This is a genomic window from Thalassospira sp. TSL5-1 (genome assembly GCF_001907695.1).
GTDB lineage: Bacteria > Pseudomonadota > Alphaproteobacteria > Rhodospirillales > Thalassospiraceae > Thalassospira.
In genome coordinates this window covers 663,358-688,896 of record NZ_KV880638.1, presented here as the reverse complement: position 1 = coordinate 688,896, position 25,539 = coordinate 663,358, and the positions used below count along the sequence as shown (strand labels likewise).

3 protein-coding genes are annotated in these 25,539 nt (G+C 58.6%); 1 reads left to right on the top strand and 2 read right to left on the bottom strand.

Annotated features, from left to right (window positions below):
* Positions 1-19: 19 nt before the first annotated feature.
* Entirely contained in the window at positions 20-481 is a 462-nt protein-coding gene (locus LF95_RS12680) for a GNAT family N-acetyltransferase (RefSeq protein WP_073955442.1), read from the top strand.
* Positions 482-545: 64 nt separating this feature from the next.
* Here the strand turns inward: LF95_RS12680 and fdhA are convergent, their stop codons facing one another.
* On the bottom strand, positions 546-1,736 hold the full coding sequence (gene fdhA / locus LF95_RS12675; protein WP_073955441.1) for a formaldehyde dehydrogenase, glutathione-independent: 1,191 nt from the start codon (positions 1,734-1,736) through the stop codon (positions 546-548).
* Positions 1,737-2,247: 511 nt separating this feature from the next.
* The gene (locus LF95_RS23540; protein ID WP_143182032.1) at positions 2,248-25,332 is read right to left on the bottom strand and encodes a M10 family metallopeptidase C-terminal domain-containing protein; all 23,085 of its coding nucleotides are present in this window, start codon (positions 25,330-25,332) and stop codon (positions 2,248-2,250) included.
* Positions 25,333-25,539: the final 207 nt, after the last annotated feature.

Genomic DNA, 25,539 nt, shown 5'->3' with positions numbered 1-25,539 from the left:
CGCCGATAATTGAGCCACCATGTCTTTGTCAGCTCTCACCATACGCCCCTATGAACCACAAGATTGCGAACAATTGCTCGAAATCTGGCTGGCCGCATCGCGCCTGGGACATGCCTTTTTGGGGAAAAGCACGTTGTTGGATCAACGCGCCATCGTGCGCGATGTCTATTTGCCGCAAGCGGAAAACTATGTGGCCCTATCGGGCCAAACCCCGGTCGGATTTATCGGTTTGCTGGACTGTTTTATCGGCGGTCTTTTTGTCGATCCGGCCTTTCATGGCAAAAATATTGGCCGGGCCCTGGTCGAACATGTCAGCCCGTTCAAACCGTGGCTGGAACTTGAGGTTTACGCCGCCAACCCGCTGGCCCCGCCCTTTTACCGCAAGCTGGGTTTTCACGAAATATCGCGCCGCGCCAACGATGATGAAGGCCGCCCGTTTGAACTGATCCGTATGCAGCGTGAGCAACAACAACAGGTCTAAAAATGGAAATCCCCGCCGGTGACGGGGATTTCCGTTAAATAAAACGGGTCAAACCGGGCAACCCCTAGCTTGCCTTGGCCAGCATCCCGTGCGGGTCGAGCACGAATTTCTTGGCTGCCCCCTGATCAAAGCTTTTATAACCCTGTGCCGCATCTTCCAGCGAAATAATCTGGGCATTAACGATGTCGGCAATGTTCAGACGATCATGCAAAATCGCCTGCATCAGTTGGCGGTTATATTTGATCACCGGGGTTTGACCGGTATGGAAGGACTGCGCCTTTGCCCAGCCCAGACCAAAACGCAGCGACAGGCTGCCCTGCTTGGCCGCATCATCCACCGCACCGGGATCTTCGGTGACATACAGGCCCGGAATACCAATGGAACCCGCAGCCCGGGTGATTTCCATCATCTGGTTCAACACAATCGCGGGCTGTTCGCCGCCGCTGTGCCCCTTGGCCTCAAAACCCACAGCGTCAATGGCGCTGTCCACTTCGGGGCTGCCGGTGATTTCGGCAATCATTTCGCCCAGACGATCGCTTTTCGACAGGTCAACCGCCTCAAAACCAATATTGGACGCATGGGCCAGCCGGTCCTTGTTAAAGTCGCCAACCATGACAACCGCCGCCCCCAAAATACGGGCCGATGCCGCCGCCGCCAGGCCCACCGGGCCAGCACCGGCAACATACACAATGGACCCAACGCCAACACCGGCCTGCACCGCACCATGAAAGCCGGTCGGCAAAATATCGGACAGCATGGTCAAATCACGGATTTTCGCCATTGCCTGATCGCGATCGGGGAATTTCAACAGGTTGAAATCGGCATAGGGCACCATCACATAGCGGGCCTGCCCGCCGATCCAGCCGCCCATATCGACATATCCATAGGCCCCACCGGCACGCGCCGGGTTCACCGTCAGGCACACACCGGTATCCTGGGATTTGCAGCACCGACAGCGCCCGCACGCCACATTGAACGGCACGGAAACAATATCGCCAATTTCAAGCTGTTCGACATCACTGCCTTTTTCAATGATCTCGCCGGTAATTTCGTGACCCAGAACCAGGCCCGGTTCGGCCGTGGTACGCCCACGCACCATATGCTGGTCCGAGCCGCAAATATTGGTGGAAATTACTTTCAGGATAACGGCATGGTCCAGCTTGCGCCCGTCCGGCGCGGCCATCACCGGGTCGTCAATGTTGCGAACCTCAACCTTGCCGGGTCCGACATAGACCACACCTCTGTTATTGCTCATCTGTTTCCTCCTCCGACTGAAATGCCCCTGATTTTCGGGGCTTTGGATTGTTGAGTGTTCTGGCACTTTCACAGGCACGGCATGCAATTGACAAATCGGTTTTTAAGGCAGCTTGAAGGATACGGGGTCAAAGACAATAAAGGACGCCTGAAAACCTGACGGGTCCACCACCAGAAGGCCATTTGACAACTTGCCGTCAAACCTGGCTTGTGACTGCAACGAGAGGAATCAGCCTTCATCAAAACCGGGACAAAACCAAAACGCCGTGGTCAATTTTTAAAACCGTATCAGAACGCACATGGGAAAAACCGGAACTTTGCGACATTTGCTTTGTAAATTTGCGCAAAAAGCGATTCTTTTTCACTCACCACTATTTTGCGTTGCAGCAATAGTGCCCCGTACTCACAGGTCAGACTGGCCCGGTCAACCAGCATCACGGACAAGGCAAAACAAAACCCGCAAATGCCGGGCATCTGCGGGTTTCATATTTTAAGCTTGGACGATAGCCACGCTAGCCGTGGAAATTGAAATCATCCGCTTTCAGGGTGTGGTCAACGCCCATCAGCGTGATCGAGGCATCATGGCCCAGATCAATCACCAAATTCTGGCCGCTGGCATCAAGGTGCATATCGGCTTCGATCTCGCTGAAACTGCTATAGTTCCATTCGCTCAGATCAATGATGTCCTCGCCTTCGGTAAAGTCGGTAATCACGTCATGGCCGGTCACATTCCCCGCCACAAACTGGTCCCAGCCACTACCACCACTCAGGGTATCATCGCCAAGGCCACCATAAAGCGTATCATTCCCGGCCCCGCCGCTTAACACATCATCACCGGCATTGGACCAGATCACGTCATTGCCATTGCCACCATTGATCGTTACATCGCCATAGCTTTCGTTCTGGCTGGTCAGATCAACAATGTCGTCGCCGTCACCGGCATCAATCACCTCGATCCCGGAAATGCGCGGCGAAATGCCCGGATCACTTGTTGTATCATCCAGGAACAGGGCATCGTTACCACTTGTCAATTGCAGGGTATCGTGCCCGCTGCCACCTTCAAAAATGTCGTTGGACTGGTTGTAACCATCCAGATTAACCTGATCCCCGGTGCCCGCATCGCCACTATCACCATGACCATGCCCATTGCCATGATGGAAGAAATGCCCCCAGCCGCCCGTATGACTGTGGCTGTCTTCTCCCGGTGCGCCGTCATTCAGGGCATACCACTGATTGCCCCAGTGACCATCGGCGTTATATTGCAACACGTCATCGCCAGCGCCACCATCAAGCACATCCTGCCCGGCCCCGCCCGAAAGCTGGTCATTGCCGCTGCCGCCATGCAGGGTGTCATTGCCTTCCCCGCCAATCAGCACGTCATTACCGGCATTGGACCACAAAACGTCATCGCCCGTGCCACCATCAATGGTGACATCGCCATAGCTGTTGGTGGAACTGGTCAGATCAACAATATCGTTACCGTTCCCGGCATTGATCACCTCGATACCGGAAATACGCGGTGATGTTCCCGGTTCCGACATATCGTCATGCAGGATCAGCGCATCATTGCCCGACGACATCACCAGCGTGTCGTGGCCTTCGCCGCCCGCAAAAATATCGTTGGACTGATGATACCCCGCCAGATTGACCTGGTCATCGCTGCCTGCGGCATTGGGGTCGCCCGCATCATGCACGACTTTGCCGTAACCCCAAACCTGATCATCATGATATTGCAGCACGTCATCGCCCGCACCAGCATCAAGCTGGTCCTGCCCGCTGCCGCCCCACAAGGTGTCACTGCCATCACCACCAAACAGATGGTCATCGCCCGAACCACCCCACAGGGTGTCATTCCCGGCACCGCCCAGAAGGTCGTCATCGCCGCCACCGCCCGACAGCAAGTCATCGCCATTCAGGCCCGACAGCAGATTGGCCCCTTCGTCGCCAAATAGCGCATCAGAGAAATTCGATCCGATCAGATCTTCAATCGAGCTCAGGAAATCCTGACCGGCCCCGCCATTGGCCGTGTGAACCGACAAATCTGCCGCAACCGCAGCACTGGAATTGGCATAGCTTGCCGTATCCCGGCCCCATCCGCCATCAAGACGGTCATTTCCGGCCCCGCCCGTCAGCGTATCATCGCCATTGCCGCCCCACAGGCGGTCATTGCCATCGCCACCATCCAGAACGTCGTTGCCATTATCCCCCATCAGGCTGTCATCACCGGCCTGACCATACAGGGTATCATCACCATCCTCGCCCCAGATGCGGTCATTATTTTCACCGCCATCCAGCAGGTCATGGCCGGTGCCGCCTTTGATGGAATCATCACCGGAACCGCCCAAAATGGTGTCGTTGCCATCCTCGCCAAACAAACGATCCTGGCCCTGGCCGCCATCAAGGGTGTCATCCCCGGTGCCGCCCAACAGGCTGTCATCACCATCATTGCCCAGCAAAACATCGTTGCCATCGCCACCGTAAACGCGGTCCTGGCCGCTACCCCCTTCAAGGCGATCATTCCCCTGATCACCATACAGACGGTCGTCGCCATCATCGCCATACAGGGTATCGTTGCCATCCATCCCGCGCAGGGTATCCTGCCCGCCCAGGCCATAAACGGTATCGTCCCCTGCCAGGGCGGCGATGGAATCATCATTGCTGGTGCCGTAAAGCACATCGCGATATTCGGTCGGGCCTGTGCTGCCGGTTACACCGTCAAAATCATCGGCCGACAGATCATCAAGGTCAATGCCCTGCAGGGTCAGGGTCCCCTCGCCGTCAAGGTCAATGACAACATCATTGCCAACCTGTGACATGTGATCGGCCAAATCATGCCATTCGGTTATACCCATCGCCGCCAGCGAGATTTTATCCTCGCCAATGGTAAAGTCGGTCACAACCTTGTTGCCCGCATTGTCGCTGAGAAGAATGGTATCGCTGCCCGCACCGCCGGTCAGGGTGTCATTTCCGACCCCGCCATCCAGCGTATCATCACCGGCACCGCCCAACAGAGTATCATTCCCGGCACCACCAGAAAGGGTGTCGTTGCCATTGTCACCCGACAGGGTATCGTTACCGGCACCGCCAAAGATCACATCGTCATTGTCACCGCCCGAAGCGACATCGTCGCCATCGCCGACCTCGATCCGGTCATTGCCGCCCGAACCCAAAAGGGTGTCGCTTTCGGCCCCGCCGATCAAATGATCGTTGCCATCCTTGCCGTCGATATAATCCTGGCCGCCTTCACCATCGATAACATCATCCCCGGCACCGCCAAACAGCGTGTCATTGCCATCGCCGCCGGAAATGCTGTCTTCGCCATCTTCCCCGTCGATCCAGTCATCGTCGCTGCCGCCATAAAGGGTATCGTTGCCGTCATTACCGATCAGGGTGTCATCACCGGCACCGCCATAAACCGTGTCATTGCCCGCCAGTGCATCGATATAATCGCCCGCCGATGTGCCCGACAGCACATCATCATAAGGTGTCGCCCCGACAAATCCGTTTACATCGGCAAAGGTATCGGCGGTGATATCACGCAGATGCACACCGCGCAGGGTCAATGATCCGTTTTCACCCAGATCAATCACCAGGTCACCATTCACCTCGGACAGGCGCGAGGCCAGGTCCGACCATTCGGTAATGCCCACACCTGCCAGCGAAACACTGTCTTCACTGGTGTTAAAGTCGGTTACAACCTTGTGGCCGTCGACACTGGTAACAACAACCTGGTCAGCCCCCGATCCCGTATTAAAGGTGTCGTCGCCCGCACCGCCATCAAGGACGTCGTTGCCGGACCCGCCATTCAGGATATCGCGGCCATCACCGCCAAACAGGGTGTCACTGCCGTTTTCACCATGCAAAATGTCGTCTCCGGCACCGCCATAAACGGTATCGTCGCCAGCCCCGACCCAGATGGTGTCATTGCCATTGCCGCCATCGATGGTGTCAGTACTGACATCGGTTTCGATATTATCGAAAACATCGTTGCCATCGCCCAGATCAACCACATTATCCTGGCTGTTGCCATAAATGTAATCATCATGGGCAGAGGCAATCACCCGTTCAATCCCCGACAGAATATCGCCCGCGGCATCACCGGTAAGGCCTTCATTGGCCGCACCTGTATTGCGGGCATGGCTATCGGTTGCACCCAGATAAACCTCAACACCCTGGGCGGAATGGCTGTAATCGACGGTATCGATGCCATCCCCCCCGATTAAGGTATCGGCCCCTTCACTGCCGATAAGGGTGTCATTGCCCGCACCACCATCAACAATGTCATTGCCTTCACCACCATCCAGCACATCATTGCCGTCCCCGCCAGACAGAGTGTCATCCCCCGCCCCGCCGGAGAGAAGGTCATCGCCTGCGCCGCCATCCAGAATGTCATTGCCGCCATCGCCGGACAGAACGTCATTATCCGCCCCGCCCGAAAGGCTGTCGGCACCGTCGCCCCCCCACAGGGTATCATTTCCGGCATCGCCCGAAAGGATATCGGCACCGGTGCCGCCGCTCAGGGTATCATCGCCCGCCCCCCCGATCAGGGTGTCGGCACCATCACCACCATTGAGCTGGTCGTTTCCGGCCCCGCCATCAATGCGGTTGTCCCCGGCATTACCGGTCAGAATGTCGTTTTTCGACGAACCAACAAGATCCTCGATCGAAACCAGACGATCCGTTTCCGACCCGATCTGCGCGCTACCATTGGCAAGGTTGGCAACAACCCGGCTATCAGACGCACTGTAGTCTGCCGTATCGCGGCCATCGCCACCAATCAGGGTGTCATTCCCGGCCCCGCCTGCCAGCGTGTCATTCCCGGCACCACCATCGAGGATATTGACCGATCCATTACCCGTGATCGTATCGTCAAAGTCGGAACCGACAACATTTTCAACATATTGCAGAACGTCATTGCCCGCCCCGCCGGTGGCGGTATTGGCCGACAGATCCACATTCACACCGGAAATGGCATCGTCATACAAAACGGTGTCGGTATCGCCACCGCCATAGATGGTATCATCCCCCAGGCCACCGCGCAGGGTATCGGCACCAACGCCGCCAATCAGGTAATCGTTGCCCGATGCCCCGTCGAGCATATCCTTGCCCGACCCGCCATCAAGCGTATCATTCCCGGCACCGCCATAAAGGTTGTCATTGCCATTACCGCCCAAAAGCGTGTCATTCCCGGCATTGACCCACAGGGTATCGTTACCATTGCCGCCATCAATCATGACATCGCCATAGGACAGATGGTCGCTGGTCAGATCAACCACATCATTGCCATCACCGGCATAAATGTTTTCAATGCCGTCAATCTGCGCACCCGTTGGTGTTTCGGGCAGGGCATCAAAACTGATCGAACGCACGAAATAATCGCTGCTATCACTGCCCTGGCTGCCATCGGCATAGGGTTCGGCGGCAAAGGAAAGATAACGGAAGGCAATTGGGTGGCCGCTGCCATCCAGCACCGAAATTTCCGCCGTGCCCGTATTGCCATTGGTGTACTGAATGGTGTCGCCATTCAGCTCGCCCGTGGCAACCAGGTTGCCATCGGCATCAAAGGCCTGCCAACTGCCGGTTTCACCGCCATGTTCCGAGCGCATCATGTTGGAAACCTGCACCGTGGCCCGGACGGAATTCGCCCCCAGATCAACAACGATGCTTTCGCTTTGTCCGGTCTGGGCATCATGGTTGATCTGATCGCCGGCCGGTTTCCCGCCGCTATTGCCAATACCATATTTGTCATAGGCGATGGCATCAGTCCCGGCGGCCAGATTCAGCTTGCCACTTTCATCCGTGACCGACACGCCAAAGTCATAGGCATAAAGCCCGGCACCCGACCATGCCGCTTTGACCTCCGCATCACTGCCAGAACCCGTCAGGCCAAAATTGCGGGTTTCGGTTGCACCATCCCCACCCAGGCCCAGTTTGGCGCCGTCCAGCGCCAGTGCATCATTGCCACCCGAAAGCTGCAGGGTATCGTTGCCTTCTCCGCCGACAAAGCTGTCCGCGCTCATGGCATGATTGCCAATATCGGCCAGATCACCCGTGCCAGCGACACCCGGGCTGCCCTGGTTTTCCGTCGTCGTGCCCGTCGGGGCTGTATCATCGCCATTAAATTGCAGGACGTCATCGCCCGCACCACCGTCGATCTGGTCGGTACCTTCGCCTCCGCCCAGGGTATCATTGCCGTCACCACCGCTTAGCGTGTCATCGCCAGAGCCGCCCGACAGGCTGTCATCCCCGGCGCCACCGGACAATGTATCATTCCCGGCATCGCCCGACAGACTGTCATTGCCGTCACCGCCATTCAGCGTGTCGTCACCGGCCCCGCCCGACAGGGTGTCGTTTCCGGCATCACCGCCCAGCGTATCGTCGCCGCTACCGCCAGAAATGGTGTCATTCCCGTCCAAGCCGTCAATTTCGTCATCCCCTTCGCCACCGGCAAGGGTATCGTCAAAATTGGTGCCGCCATCGGCGATATTGACAAAATCATCCGCCCCCAGGCTGCCAAGTGCCACGCCCTGCAACAGAATGGTACCGCCCGCTGGCAGGTTGATGATGGTATTGCCATGCCCGTCATCATGCATCTGCTCGCGCAATTGCGTCCAGCTGACATAGCCGCTATCGGGCAGGGAAATGGTATCTTCGCCCGGTGTGAAATCGGTGACAACATCATGATCCGTGCCATCAGCGAAGCGGAAAATATCGTTTCCGTCCCCACCGGTCAGGGTGTCATTGCCCAATCCACCATCGAGCAGGTCATCACCGGCCCCACCAAACAGCGAATTGGCCCCGGCACCGCCCAGAAGCGTGTCATTGCCGGTACCGCCAACCACATTTTCAAACCCCGAAACCGTGTCATTGCCGGTCGAGGCACTGCTGGCCTGGCCTGCGGCAAGGTCGACACTGACCGGACCGGAAGCGCGGCTCATATCCAGGGTATCGATCCCGGCATCGCCGTTCAGGATATCATCACCGGCACCGGCATAAACCCAGTCATCGCCGGTTCCGGCATCGATGCTGTCATTTCCGGCTGCGCCATCAAGCACGTCACTGCCGCTGCCGCCAATCAAATGGTCGGCCCCGGCACCACCGGTGATCACGTCATGTCCGGCACCGCCATCCAGGCGGTTGCCAACATCATTCCCGGTCAGGAAGTCACGCCCGGCGCCGCCGGTAACATTCTCAATCCCGCTTAGGGTATCATTACCAGTCTCGTTCGAGGACGCGGTACCATCGGCAAGGTTCACCACCGCGCCGGACTGCGCCTGGGACATATCCAGGGTATCAAACCCGCCATCACCCGAAAGGGTATCATCCCCGGCACCGGCCACCAGCGTGTCATTGCCAGCACCACCCGAAACAACGTCATTCCCGGCACCATCGGCAACAATGTCCTGGCCATCGCCACCCGACAGGCTGTCATTGCCAGCCCCGCCATCAAGGGTGTCGTCACCCGCACCACCGGTCAGGATGTCGTTGCCATCACCACCGGCAAGGCTGTCATTGCCAAGGCCACCATCAACGCTGTCATCGCCGACGCCACCATTGAGGCTGTCATTCCCGGCACCGCCCAAAACCGTATCATTCCCGGCCCCGGCATGTACCGCATCATTGCCATCACCGGCAGCAATGGTGTCGTTGCCCTGGTTGGTCCACAGCGTATCGTTGCCCGTGCCGCCATCAACCGTAACATCGCCATAGCCGAATTTGGACGATGTCAGGTCCACCACGTCATCGCCCGCGCCGGTATTGATGACTTCAACATCAACAATACCCGGGGTGCCGGTGCTGCCTGCGCTGTGATCATTATCAAGGATAATCGCATCCTTGCCCGATGTGCCCATCAGGGTGTCAACACCTTCACCCCCGTCAAAGACATCGTCGCTCAGGCCCGCATCCTTCAGGCTGGCAACGTCACCGGTTCCGGCAACGCCAGGGCTCCCAACATTGTTGGTGCTGTCCGCATTTGTGCCGGTATGATCATGTTCAAATTTCAGGACATCGTCGCCGGCACCGCCGGAAACGGTATCGCGGCCTTCGCCGCCGCCCAGCGTGTCGTTGCCATCGCCGCCCGCAACCGTGTCATCGCCACTGCCGCCGTCGATGGTGTCGTCACCAGACCCGCCATCCAGCGTGTCGGAACCATCGCCGCCGCCCAAGCTGTCATTCCCGTCACCACCATCGATGGTATCGTCACCGGCATCACCGCCCAGCGTGTCGCTGCCATCGCCACCGCTCAGGGTATCGTCGCCCGAACCGGCATCAATGGTGTCATCACCGCTGCTACCATCCAGGGAATCATCCCCCTCGGTGGCACTGTTGCCAACACCAACGAAACAATCGGCATTCAGGTTTTCCAGGGCCACACCGCTCAGCGTTACCGTTCCGCCCATCGGCAGGGTAATCACCGCATCACCGGCATCATTGCTGCCCAAAAATGGCTGCAGTTCAGCCCAGGTAGTAACGTTGCTGTCGGGCAGGGAAATCACATCTTCGCCTGGCGTAAAGTCGGTCACGATGTCTTGATCGGTGCCATCGCCAAAAACAAATGTGTCATTCCCGGCCCCGCCGGTAAGCACATCATTTCCGGCTCCACCATCAATGACGTCATTGCCATCACCGCCCAACAGACGGTCATCCCCGGCGCCACCATCCAGGCTGTCGTCACCCGCACCACCGTCGATGGTATTGGCTCCGGCATCACCGGTAAGCTGGTCATTCTGTGCGGACCCGGTAATGTTTTCAAACCCGCTGATCTTGTCCGACCCGGTTTGATCGCCATTGGCGGTCCCGGCGGCAAGGCCAACCGTTACATCGCCCTGCGCATTTGAAAGGTCAAGCGTATCAACGCCGTCGCCACCTTCAAGGGTATCGTCACCGGCATCAATTGCCACCACGTCATCGCCGCTGCCCGCCATGACATGGTCATCACCCGCCCCGGCAGAAATGGTATCATTGCCTGCCCCGGCATCAATGGTGTTGGCATCATCACTGCCGGTAATGGTGTCATCCCCATCGGTGGCAGTCACATTTTCAAAGCCATCAATGCTGTCCGTGCCCGTGGCATCGGACGATGCCGTCCCGGCGGCAAGGTCAATCTGTGCGCCGTGGGCATCGCCCATATCCAGGGTATCGCGGCCCTCACCACCCGAAAGCACATCATCCCCGGCACCGGCTTTAATCACATCATCGCCAGCACCACCGTCAATCACATCATTGCCGGTGCCGCCATCCAACTGGTCGTTGCCAGCGCCGCCCAGCAGGGTATCGACACCCTCGCCGCCCAGCAGCACATCATCGCCCGCGCCACCATCCAGCACGTCATCACCAGTGCCGCCCGCAAGGGTATCGTCACCGGCACCACCCTTCAGGGTGTCATTCCCGGCATCACCGGCAAGCGTATCATTGCCTTCGCCGCCATCGATGGTGTCATCCCCGGCCCCGCCGCGAATGGTGTCATTGCCGGTTCCGCCCGAAATAACATCATCGCCATCATTGGCCCACAGCACATCATCGCCCGCACCGCCATCGATGGTGACATTGCCATAGCTGAATTTTTCGCTGGTCAGGTCAACAACGTCGTTGCCGTCACCGGCCTGGATATTTTCAATATCGACAATCGATGGCTGGTACGCGCCGCCATTGGCATGGTCGCGATCCAGGATAATGGCATCATCGCCATCCCCCGCCACCAGGGTGTCGTTGCCCTCGCCACCAACAAAGCTGTCAGCCGACAGGTTTTTGCCGGAAATATCGGCAATTTCGCCCGTGCCCGCATGGGTCGGACTGCCAACATTGTCCGTGCTGTCACCTTCATCGGCAACGGCATCACCTTCAAATTTCAGGACGTCATCACCCGCCCCGGCATCAATCAGGTCGGCCCCCAGGCCACCGGCCAGGGTATCGGCACCATCACGGCCAAACAGGCTGTCATCGCCTGCCCCACCGGTCAGCACATTATCGCCATTCGACCCGGCAAGGGTATCATCCCCGGCGCCACCGGTCAGACCTTCAATGTCCGTCAGGGTATCGTTACCGTCTGCCGTATTGGCCGTGCCATCGGCCAGGTCGGCCTCAACCGGCGTGGTGCGATCACTATAATCGGCAATATCGCGGCCATCGCCACCGACCAGCGTGTCATCGCCGCTACCGGCTTGCAGGGTGTCGTTGCCCGCGCCGCCCAAAAGGGTGTCGTTGCCTGCACCGCCCGAAAGCTTGTCATCCCCGGCGCCACCGGAAATAACGTTATCCTGGTCATTACCGTTTAGGGTGTCGTCAAAATCCGAACCGTCAACATTTTCAAAGCCCGACAGGGTATCGTTCCCCGCCGCCCCTGTCGCGGTTCCGGCAGCCAGATCAACCGTGACACCACCCTGGGCATCTTCGTAAGAAACGGTGTCGTTACCCACGCCGCCAATCAGCGTATCATCGCCACCAGCGCCCAGAACCGTATCATCCCCGGCACCGCCATCCAGAATATTGGCGTTTTCATCGCCAGTCAGAACGTCATCGCCCGCCCCGCCGGTCGCATTTTCAATGCTGTCCAGAACGTCATTACCCGCGGCACCGCTTGCCGTACCAGCCGCAAGATCAACCGTAACCGGGTCATTCTCGGCACTGTAATCGGCGGTATCGTTGCCTTCGCCACCGCGCAACGTATCGTCACCCGCGCCGCCAATCAGGGTATCATCACCCGCACCGGCATTAATAACATCATCACCATTTTTGCCATCGATAACGTCATCACCAGCCAGCGCATTAATCTCATCGCCAAGCTGGCTGCCATTCAGGACATCATCAAATTCGGTCCCTTCGATGGTGCTATAGCCATAGAAATTACCCGGCCCCAGATCGTTGATATCAACGCCTTCAAGGGTCAGGGTTTCATCAGGAGAGAGGGAAATAACCACATTGCCCGACGCATCGGTAAATATCCGATCCGACAGTTCTTCATAGGTTTCAATGCCATAGGCCGAAAGGTCGATTTTGTCATGTTCGGGGTCAAAATCGACAACATTGTCGCTACCGCCACCGGGCTTAACGACAACCATATCATTGCCATCGCCGGTAATGATCACGTCATCGGACGCCCCGCCGATCAGGGTGTCATCGCCCGACCCGCCATCCAGTGTGGTCACACCATCGCTGCCAATCAGGGTATCGGCATAGTCGGTGCCAATCACATGTTCGATATTGCGCACAATATCATTGCCCCCGGCACCGGTGGCATACTGGTTTTTCAGGTCAACAACAACCGGGCCATCGACTTCGGAATAGTCCGCCGTGTCATGGTCGCCCTCGCCGCCATCAATGATGTCGTCCCCGGCATCACCGTAAATCCAGTCCTGCCCGTCATTGCCCTGCAGAACGTCATCACCCTCGCCGCCGCGCAGGGTGTCGTTGCCCGCCCCGGCATCGATCGCGTCATCGCCCGCACCACCCGCAATGGTGTCGTTACCGGCCCCGGCATTGATGTCATCGGCACCCGATCCGGCATCAATCACGTCATCACCATCACCGGTATCAATGGCGTCATTACCACCGCCAGCCATGATGGTGTTGTCCGCCGACGAGCCAACAATCACATCATTGAAATCCGAACCCGTAACATTCTCGACGCTATCTAGCGTATCAGTGCCCTGGCCGGTGGCAGTACCTTGGCCCAGATCAACATGAACACCCTGATTGGCGGCCGAGAAATCGGCCGTATCGCTGCCATCACCGCCCAAAAGGGTGTCGTTGCCCTCGCCACCTTCCAGCACATCATCGCCCGAAAGACCGCTTAGGACGTTATCGCCTGCATCACCTTGCAGGGTATCTTCAAACACCGTGCCGGTAATGTTTTCAATGCCATCAAGGGTATCATTCCCGTCCCCGCCGGTAACGGTATTGTCCTGCAGGCTGGCCGAAATACCGCGGCTTTCATTGGCGTAATCGGCGGTATCAATGCCGTCGCCCCCTTGCAGGTCATCATCACCCGCCCCCCCGGCCAGGGTATCATTCCCCGCGCCACCATCCAGGGTATCATTGCCGCCGCCGCCAATAACGCGGTCATCGCCCAGGCCTGCCGAAACGGTATCATCCCCGTCCAGCGCATTGATCACATCGCTGCCATCGGTGCCGGTCAGGATATCGACCTCATCGGTGCCAAGCTGAACATCAACACCCTTGAAGTTATCCGCGCTCAGGCTGTCGGCATTGACATTCAGAAGCGTGATGCTGTCACGGCCATTCAGGCTGATGGTCAGATTCCCGTTGGCATCGGTGCCAAACATCGATTTCAGGGCATCAAAGCCACCAATGTTAAAGGCCGTCAGGTCAATAACATCGCCGCCAACCTCGAAATCGGTAATCGTGTCGTTGCCATCACCGGGATTAAAGACAACCGTATCCTTGCCCGCCCCCAGCGTGAGGCGGTCATCGCCAGTACCGGCATCAAACCAGTCATCCCCGGCACCGCCGATAAAGGTATCGCTGCCCGAACTGCCGAGGAAGCTGTCGGCATTGTCCGTACCTTCAACAATTTCAATATTGCTGAGCTGGTCGAGCCCGGCCTGGCTGCCACTGACCGTACCGGCGGACATATCCACCATGACCGATCCGTCAACATTGCGATAGGACGCGGTATCAATGCCGTCCCCGCCATCAATCGTGTCGTCACCGGCACCGGCCATAATCACGTTGGCACCATCATCCCCGGTGATAATATCGTTACCATCCCCGGTGGTGATGTTTTCAATATTGGCGATGCTGTCGGTCTCACCGTCAATGGTCACTGTGCCTGCTGCCAGATCAACAACCTGGTCACCGCCCTGGGCCGATATATCAAGTGTATCAACGCCCGCGCCACCATCCAGGGTGTCAACACCCGCACCCCCCGAAAGCGTGTCGTCACCGGCACCGCCCAGCAGCACGTCATTCCCGGCACCACCCGACAATATGTCATTGCCTGCCCCACCGGTCAGGACGTTATCGCCGCTATCGCCGCTCAGCACGTCGTCAAAGGCCGAACCATCAATATTTTCAACATTGATCAGACGGTCGGAATCACCGCCGCTGACCTGCCCGGTGGAAAGGTCGCCTGTTACGCCCGAAGTTGCTGTATCGTAACTGACAGTATCAATGCCATCGCCGCCATCAATGGTGTCGGCCCCGGCCCCGCCACGCAAAAAGTCATCGCCGGCATCGCCAACCAGCACATCATTGCCGGCCCCACCCGAAATGGTGTCATTGCCAGCCCCGGCATGCAGGGTATCGGCAGCAGCACTGCCGCTAAAGGTATCGGCATAATCGGACCCGATAACTTCCTCGATCCCGCTAAAATGGTCCTGGCCGATATCGCCACCGCTGGCCGTTAATGTATCCAGGTTGATATTCAGCCCGCCATTGGCATCGCTGTAATCCAGCACATCGTGGCCTTCGCCGCCGATATAGGAATCATCCCCCGCTTCGCCAAGGAAGCGGTCATCCCCCGCCCCGCCATCCAGGATGTCATTGCCCGCACCGCCGGTCAGCGTATCGTCGCCCTCCCCGCCCGAAAGCACGTTATTGGCATCGTTACCGGCCAGAACATCATCAAAACCCGAGCCGATGACATTTTCAAAACCGGACACAACATCATTGCCATCGGCACCGCTGGCGGTTCCCGCCGCCAGATCAACATTTACCGCCCCATTGGCAGCACTATAATCCAGGGTATCGTTGCCAGTACCGCCATCAAGAATATCGTCGCCAGCACCACCCGAAACGGTGTCATTCCCCGCCCCGGCATCGATGGTATCGTTACCTTCACCGCCGAAAACAGTATCGTTGCCGCCCAGGGCATTGATGGTGTCATTCCCGGCACCACCACGCATGATATTGGCCGCACTGGTCCCCGAAAGCTGGTCGTCAAACGCGCTGCCGGTTACATTTTCAATACTGTCAAGCGTCTGGTTGCCAAAGTCACCAATGGCCGTGCCATCCGCCAGATCAACATTCACCCCGGAACCGACATTGCCATAATCAACCGTGTCATTGCCTGCGCCACCCTGCAATACGTCATCGCCAGCACTGCCCAGCAGCGTGTCATTCCCCGCCCCGCCTGACAGCGTATTGGTGGCATCGTTACCGCCCAGAATGTCATTCCCGGCCGAACCAATCAGGTTTTCGATATTGCTCAGGCTGTCGGTACCACTTGTCGTAACAGCGGTGCCAAGCGAAAGATCGGCGACAACACCCTTGCCCTGTTCACCGGCATAGCTGACGGTATCAACGCCATCGCCACCATCGATCACATCCGAACCGGCACCGCCATCAAGCATGTCATCGCCAGCACCGCCCAGCAGGGTGTCATCACCCTCGCCGCCCGACAGGGTATCATTGCCGTCAAGACCGCTTAGGATATTGGCCTGTTTATCCCCCGTTATGGTGTCGTTAAACCGCGACCCGCTGGCATTTTCAATCGATTCAAGACTGTCGGTGCCCATCCCGGTCGCGGTACTCTGCGCCAGGTTAATGGTCATCGCCCCGCTGGCATTACCATAAGCAACGGTGTCCGTTCCCGCCCCACCCCGCAGGGTATCATTGCCTTCACTGCCAATAATCGTGTCATCACCATTATTGGCGGAAATCACGTTATCCACCGTGCTGCCGGCCAGAATATCGTTAAACTGGCTGCCGGAAATATCCTCGATATTGACCAGGGTATCGTTGCCATCTGCCCCGGTGGCGGTCATGTTTTCCAGATCAACATTTACCGACCCGCCTGCCGCACGGTAATCGGCCATATCCTTGCCGCTCCCGCCAAACAGGGTATCGTCGCCGCCTGCACCAGCCAGCGTATCGTCCCCGGCACCACCATCGAGAATATTGCTGCCGCCATCACCGCGCAAAATGTGGTTGCCGGCACCGGCAACCACATTTTCAATGCCGGTCAGGGTGTCGCTCCCCTCGGCACCGCTGGCCGTTCCCTGCGCCAGATCGACGGTTACATTCCCATTGGCATCATCATAATGGGCGGTATCAGTCCCCGCGCCCCCATCGATGAAATCGTTCCCGGCCCCGCCGGTCAGCTGGTCATCACCATCCCCGCCCAGCATGAAATCATCACCATCCAGGCCGATCAGGGTGTCATTGCCTTCCAGGCCCGACATGGTGTCATTGCCAGACGTTCCGATCAGGATATCATCGCCCGACGTGCCGGAAATATCGTGAATACCGACAAAATTGGATGCCGAAATATCGTCCAGACCCACACCCTGCAGGGTCATGCTGGTGCCGTCACCCAGGTCAATCACCAGATTGCCGTCACCATCGACGGTCATGTTTTCGCGCAGGCGACCATAGGTATCAACGTCCAGTTCACCCACATCGATACGGTCGGTTGCGACATTGAAATCGGTAACAACGTCATGCCCGTCATTCGCCGCAACCTTATACAGGTCCGCCCCGTCACCGCCCGAAAGGGTGTCATCCCCGGCCCCGCCGCGCAAGGTGTCGTCCCCTGCGCCTGCCGAGATCACATTGACCCCGTCATCACCGGTCAAAACGTCGCTTCCGTCCGATCCGGTAATGTTTTCAATGCCGCTTAGGGTATCATTGCCATCGGCACCACTTGCCGTTCCGGCCGCGAGGTCAACCGTCACACCCTCATTGCCAGCATTTTCATAGCTGACGGTATCGTTCCCCGCGCCGCCCGTAATCGTGTCATCGCCCAGCCCGCCCGAAAGGGTATCGTCTCCACCACGCCCGTCAAGCACATCATTGCCAGCACCGCCCGACAGAACATTGTTCTGGTCATCCCCGGCCAGCACATCGTCAAAATCCGACCCGGTCAGATTTTCGATATTGCGAAGGCTATCCGTGCCATCAACCCCGGTGGCCTGGCCCGTCACAAGGTCAGCAGTTACACCGCCGCTGGCATCGTCAAAGGTAACCGTATCGTTGCCGTCGCCGCCATCGATGCTGTCATTACCCGCACCGCCACGCAGCAGGTCGTCGCCCGCCCCGCCCGACAGGCTGTCATCACCCGCCCCGGCCGAAAGGGTGTCATTGCCCGCACCACCGTCCAGGGTATCATTGCCGGTGCCCCCATCCAGGCGGTCTGCACCGTCTCCCCCCGAAAGCATGTCATTGCCAGCACCACCGGAAAGACTGTCATTCCCGGCATTGCCCAAAAGCGTATTGTCAGCATCATTGCCAATGATCGTATCGGCCGAGGACGACCCGTTCACATCCTCGATCGAGGTCAGACTATCGGTTTCGCCCCCCTGCAGGGTCGCCGTGCCATCCGCCAGATTAACCGTAACCCCGCGCCCGGACGCATAATCGACCATATCCTGTCCGCTACCGCCATCCAGGCTGTCATTGCCCGCACCGCCCTCAAGCGTATCATTACCCGCACCACCCAGGATAACATCGTCCCCGCCACCGCCGGAAATCACGTCATCCCCGGCCAGGCCATCAATCATTTCGGCAAAATCGGTACCGGTGAGGGTGTCGGCATTTTCGGTAGCCCCCAGCGAGGCAATATCGTTGAAATTCGCGGCACTCAGCGCATCGGGCGACACACCGGTCAGGGTCAGTTCCTGCCCATCCAGGCGAATAACCGCATCTCCGGCCTCATTGCTGCCAATGGCCAGGCGCAAGGCTTCCCAGTTCGGCAGACCAAAGCCCGACAGATCGATCATGTCTTCTGCCGGATTGAAATCGGTAATCGTGTCGTTGCCTTCATCCGGCCCGAACACAAACTGGTCGGCACCGCTGCCACCGGTAAGCATATCATCGCCAGCACCACCCGCCAGCGTATCGGCCCCGGCACCACCAATCAGGGTATCATTCCCTTCAGCGCCCGAAAGGGTGTCATTCCCGGCCCCACCCGACAGGATATTGGCCTGATCATTCCCCTGCAAAATGTCGTCGCCATTACCGGCGGTTACATTCTCAATGTCGCTCAGGGTGTCATTGCCCGCGGCCCCGGTGGCTGTTCCAGCGGTCAAGTCCACATTCACCGAACCATCGGCATCACTGTAATCGGCATTATCACTGCCCGTGCCGCCCCGCAGCACGTCATCACCAGCCCCGCCATACAGGGTGTCATTACCAGCATTGCCCGACAGAATATTGTCCCCGGCATCGCCTGAGAGAATGTCATCAAAACCGGAACCATCCAGGTTTTCGATATTGCTCAGGCTGTCATTCCCGGCGGCACCAGTGGCGGTACCATCTGCAAGGCTGACATTCACGCTACCCGTGGCGTTGCGATATGTCGCTGTGTCAGTACCATCGCCACCATCAATAATATCGTCACCGGCACCACCGGAAATAACGTCACTGCCATCCCCTGCAGCGATGGTATCGGCACCGTCATCCCCCGACAGGGAATCATTGCCCGCACCACCATCAATGATGTCGTTACCTGCATCACCCGAAACGACGTCGTTGCCGTCGCCGGCCGAAATCATGTCATTGCCATCACCGCCGCTGATCGTGTCATTGCCGTCGCCACCGATCAGGCTGTCATTCCCGGCAAAACCGTTAATCGTGTCATCTGATGCCAGACCATCAATCACATCGCTGCGATCGGTGCCGTTCAGAATATCGGCATCCGGCGTGCCCTCCAGCGAGCGAATACCGGCAAAATTCCGGTATGTCAGGTCATCCGGGCTGACATTTTCCAGCGTAATGACGCTATCGCCCACGGTAATGGTGGCAAAGCCATCGGCATTTTCGCCAATCATCGGCGCAACGTCGGAAAACAGCTCCAGCCCGTCCAGCCCCTGAAGGTCCAGCACATCCTGGCTCGGGTCAAAATCGGTAATCAGGTCATTGCCGCTCTCGGCCGAGACAACAAATGTATCCGCCCCGGCCCCGCCCGACAGCACGTCATCACCAGCCCCGCCATCAAGGGTGTCGTTGCCCGCCCCGGCGCGGATGGTATCACTGCCATCGCCACCAACCAGGGTATCAGCCCCGGCGGAGCCCTCATATTCTTCAAAACCCGAGAAACGGGTAACATCACCGCCAACAGTGGCCGTACCATTGCCAATATCGAGGCTCACGCCATCAACATCGCCAAAGGACAGGGTATCTCGACCGCTGCCACCCTCGAGTACATCCGAACCTGCACTGCCAAAGACCGTATCATTGCCAGCTCCGGCATCGATAGTATTGGCCCCGCCATCACCATGAATGATGTCATCACCACTGCCGGCAATCACATTTTCAATGCCCGACAAGGTGTCATTGCCCTCGCCAGTGGCGGTTCCATCGGCAAGATTGATCGCCAAATCCGCAGTGCTGGCCGAATAATCAACCGTATCGGAGCCCGAACCACCCTGCAGGGTATCATCGCCACCCCCGCCGCTCAGGGTGTCGTTACCGGCACCACCCGCAAGGATATTATCGTCCTCATTCCCGGCAATAATGTCATCGCCATTTGACCCGATGACATTTTCAATATTGAAAAGTGTCTGATGGCCCGATGCCAGATCAGCCGTGCCTGCTGCCAGATCAACATGAACCGCCTCGCCACCCGCATAGCTGACGGTGTCATTGCCTTCGCCACCGTCGAGCACATCGTTGCCGCCACCGCCCGACAGCACGTCATCGCCAGCGCCGGTCTGAATGACGTTATCCGCACTATTGCCTATAACGACATCATTACCACTGCCGGTCGTGATGTTTTCAATACCGCTCAGGCGATCAACCTCGCCCGTGGCACTGTCCGTGGCTGTCCCGGCGTTCAAGTCAACGTTCTGTGCGGCTTCCCGCGCGCTCAGATCAAGGGTATCGGTCCCACTGCCGCCAATATAGGTGTCATTGCCAGCTTCGCCAAAGAAGGTATCATTCCCGGCTCCGCCATCCAGCACATCATTGCCACCAGCCCCGGTGATCACATCATCGCCAGCCCCACCCTGAAGCTGGTTAACACCATCATCCCCCGTAATGGTATCGTCAAAATCCGACCCAATGACGTTTTCAATGCGGTCCAGCACATCATTACCCGCCGCACCCGTTGCGGTGCCTGCGGCCAGGTCAACGGTCACACTGCCCGGCGCATCGGAATAATCAACTGTATCAGTACCCTCTTCGCCGCGCAGGGTATCATCGCCCGATCCGCCGCTTAGGGTATCGTTGCCATCCCCGCCAGACAGCACATCATTGCCTTCGCCGCCCTGCAGGGTATCGTCACCCTCGAAACCATAAATAGCATCGTCGCCTCCGGTCCCCGCCACCGTATCGTCGGCATCATCGGCAAAGATCCGGCCAAAGCCACGGAAGCTGTCCTGGGTCAGGCTCGATGATTCAACATTTTGCAGCGTCAGCGTACCGTCATCGCCAAAATCAATCACGGTATTGCCGTTGCCGTCATCCTGCATCATGCCCTGCAGGGTGGCAAAATCCGGTACCGCCAGACGTGACAGGTCAATAATATCGGCCCCGACTTCAAAATCAGTTACCGTATCGTTGCCAAAACCTTCGGTCAGTTGAATGTCATCCACCCCGGCACCGCCGGTCAGGGTATCGTCGCCCGCCCCGCCGGTCAGGGTGTCAATGCCATCCCCACCCGACAGCACGTTATTGCCATCATCGCCGGTCAAATGGTCGTCAAAGGCGGAACCCTGGACATTTTCAACCATCTGGACAATATCATTGCCCGCACCACCCGTGGCGGTTTCATGAGCCAGGTCAACCCGCACACCGGAAACAGCGTCGCTATAATCAACCGTATCGGTCCCGGCGCCGCCCTGTAGCTGGTCATCACCCAGACCGCCGCGCAAATAATCGTCGCCAGCCCCGCCCTGAACAACGTCATCACCGGTGCCGCCAATCAGGCTGTCATTACCAGCCCCGCCCTGAACGATGTCATTGCCCGCACCGCCGTCCAGCAGATCGTCGCCATCGCCACCCTGCAAAACGTCATCGCCATTGCCACCGACGGCTGTGTCATTCCCGTCGCCGCCCTGCAAAATGTCGTTGCCATTGCCACCATCGAGAACGTCGTCGCCATCCCCGCCTTTCAGCGTGTCATCACCATCAGCACCGGCGAGGGTATCGGCCCCGGTGCTGCCATGCACAACATCGCGCCCGCGGGTCGGCTCATTATCGTTTTGCGTCGTGCCGTCTGTGCCATCCGAACCATCTTCGGCCTGCGCATTGCCGCTGTCGCTCTGGCCGGTCTCGCCACCGGCGGAGCCATCATCAGACGTTTCATCACCCGCACTGCCAGATGTATCCCCAGACGCATCGCCAGCCCCGCTTTCAGTGCCCGCATCATCGCCCGTCGCATCCGAACCCGTCGTGTCCTCCCCCGAAGACCCACTGGTCGCGTCACTGCCCGACTCACCCGACGCAGTACCATCACCTGACGTTGCATCGCCTGTATTGCCGGACGTCTCCCCCGATCCATCCGTGTTGCCGCTATCCGAACCCGCACCGTTGTTTTCCGCGCCGTCCGAACCACCCGCATCGCCGCTGCCAGAGCCCGTTTCGGTGCCGCCATTGTCGCTTGATCCGGTTTCTCCGCCGGTCGTGCCGGACCCTGTGGTGTCATCCCCCGAAGACCCACCGGTCGCGTCACCGCCCGACTCACCCGACGCAGTACCGTCACCTGACGTTGCATCGCCTGCACTGCCAGACGTATCCCCCGATCCGTCCGTGTTGCTGCTATCCGAGCCAGCACCGTTGTTTTCCGTGCCGTCCGAACCACCTGCATCGCCGCTGCCAGAGCCCGTTTCGGTGCCGCTATTGTCGCTTGATCCGGTTTCTCCGCCGGTCGTGCCGGACCCTGTGGTGTCATCCCCCGAAGACCCACTGGTCGCGTCACTGCCCGACTCACCCGACGCAGTACCGTCACCATCACCCGATGTTGCATCGCCTGCACTGCCGGACGTATCCCCCGATCCGTCCGTGTTGCCGCTATCCGAACCCGCACCGTTGTTTTCCGTGCCGTCCGAACCACCCGCATCGCCGCTGCCAGAGCCCGTTTCGGTGCCGCCATTGTCGCTTGATCCGGTTTCTCCGCCGGTCGTGCCGGACCCTGTGGTGTCATCCCCCGAAGACCCACTGGTCGCGTCACTGCCCGACTCACCCGACGCAGTACCGTCACCATCACCCGATGTTGCATCGCCTGCACTGCCGGACGTATCCCCCGATCCGTCCGTGTTGCCGCTATCCGAACCCGCACCGTTGTTTTCCGTGCCGTCCGAACCACCCGCATCGCCGCTGCCAGAGCCCGTTTCGGTGCCGCCATTGTCGCTTGATCCGGTTTCTCCGCCGGTCGTGCCGGACCCTGTGGTGTCATCCCCCGAAGACCCACCGGTCGCGTCACCGCCCGACTCACCCGACGCAGTACCGTCACCTGACGTTGCATCGCCTGCACTGCCAGACGTATCCCCCGATCCGTCCGTGTTGCTGCTATCCGAGCCAGCACCGTTGTTTTCCGTGCCGTCCGAACCACCTGCATCGCCGCTGCCAGAGCCCGTTTCGGTGCCGCTATTGTCGCTTGATCCGGTTTCACCGCCGGTCGTGCCGGAGCCTGTGGTGTCTTCCCCCGAAGACCCACCGGTCGCGTCACTGCCCGACTCACCGGATGCAGTACCGTCACCTGACGTTGCATCGCCTGCACTGCCAGACGTATCCCCCGATCCGTCCGTGTTGCCGCTATCCGAACCCGCACCGTTGTTTTCCGTGCCGTCCGAACCACCTGCATCGCCGCTGCCAGAGCCCGTTTCGGTGCCGCTATTGTCGCTTGATCCGGTTTCTCCGCCGGTCGTGCCGGACCCTGTGGTGTCATCCCCCGAAGACCCACCGGTCGCGTCACTGCCCGACTCACCCGACGCAGCACCATCACCCGACGTTGAATCGCCTGCACTGCCAGACGTATCCCCCGATCCATCCGTGTTGCCGGTATCCGAGCCAGCATCGCTATTATCCGTGCTGCCCGAACCACCTGCATCGCCGCTGCCAGAGCTGGTTTCGCTACCACCATTATCGCCCGAAGTGGTATCGCCGGAACCGGTTTCACCGCCGGTCGTGCCCGATCCTGTGGTATCATCCCCCGAAGACCCACCGGTCGCGTCACTGCCCGACTCACCCGACGCAGCACCATCACCCGACGTTGAATCGCCTGCACTGCCAGACGTATCCCCCGATCCATCCGTGTTGCCGGTATCCGAGCCAGCATCGCTATTATCCGTGCTGCCCGAACCACCTGCATCGCCGCTGCCAGAGCTGGTTTCGCTACCACCATTATCGCCCGAAGTGGTATCGCCGGAACCGGTTTCACCGCCGGTCGTGCCCGATCCTGTGGTATCTTCCCCCGAAGACCCACCGGTCGCGTCACTGCCCGACTCACCCGACGCAGCACCATCACCCGACGTTGAATCGCCTGCACTGCCAGACGTATCCCCCGGTCCGTCCGTGTTACCGGCATCAGAGCCAGCCCCGTCATTTCCAGCGGTTCCGCCGCTATTGGCGCCGCTGTCAACCGGATCAACGTTGGCATTTCCGGTTTTGTTATTTTCCAGCGCATCACCCGCAGCACCATCGCTTGAGGGGCTATTGGTTTTGTTGGTGACTTCCCCCTGACCAGAGCGCATATCGGCAACAACACCGCCCGTTGAATCGCTGTAATCCAGAGTATTGTTGCCAGTGCCGCCATCAATCCGGTCGTTGCCACCGCCGGGCGAAAAAGTATCGTCGCCACCGGCCCCTAACAGGATATTGTCGTTGCCATCCCCGCGCAAAATGTCCGCTCCGCTGGAACCGGCAACATTACTGATATTGGAAAACGATGCCGTGTCCGACCCGGAGGAACTGCTGGCCGTGCCTGCGGCAAGATCGACTTTGCCCCCCCCGACCTGTCCCCAATAGGACAGGGTATCATTCCCTGCACCGCCATCAATGACATCATTGCCACCGCCGCCAGAGATGACATCATCCCCCGACGTCCCGGTGATAACATCGTCACCGGCGGTCCCCTGAATGGGATTAAGCGCGGAAAGGTCAGGCAGGTTAACCGCGCTGCCATCGGCCAGGCCCACAGCATTGCCCGCATCAATAATGGAAACAGTCTGCAAATCGGACAGGCTGAGATTTTGCAGAACAAGCACATCGCCGTTTGGCAGGGTGATCACGACATTGCCTGCATCTTCACGGGCAAGGCTGATGAGGTCCTGGGCCGAACCAATACTGCCATCGCCAAAAGACAATGAATCCTGCGAGGGGTCAAAATCGGTAATCGTCGTCTGGCCAAATCCCTGCTGCAACACAAACAGGTCACGGCCCGAACCACCCGTCAAATGATCGCTGCCTTCACCTGCAACAAGCGTATCATTCCCGGCACCGCCATTCAGGCTCAGCGTCTGGTCATCGGCAATCAGCACATCGTTATAGGCGCTGCCAATGACATTTTGAATGTTGGTGAAAACCTGGGTGGCAATAGATTGGGGAACGGCAGACGGGGAGGCTCCGGGTGATTTTGCGGCACCAGAATCAGCTTCTCCCGCAGCGGAGGAGCCATTCTCCGTGCGGATATCAAGCACATCTTCCAAACCGGGATTGGTAAATCCCGCGCCATCATCCTGATTGGCTGCCGTTGTCACTTTTGAATCTCCCTACATGGGATTATCCGGCACCCCCTGCCAGACAATTCTCACAACTTCCCATATACGGCAGTATATTTAACAGGCACCCCAACAGCAACAGCTTAGGGGCCGGAAAACCGCAAGTTTTCGCCTTTTTAACCCCACGTCCCAAGGATCGGCTATTTACACAAGGAAATTGTCAGATTGTGTCAGAATCGCACATCC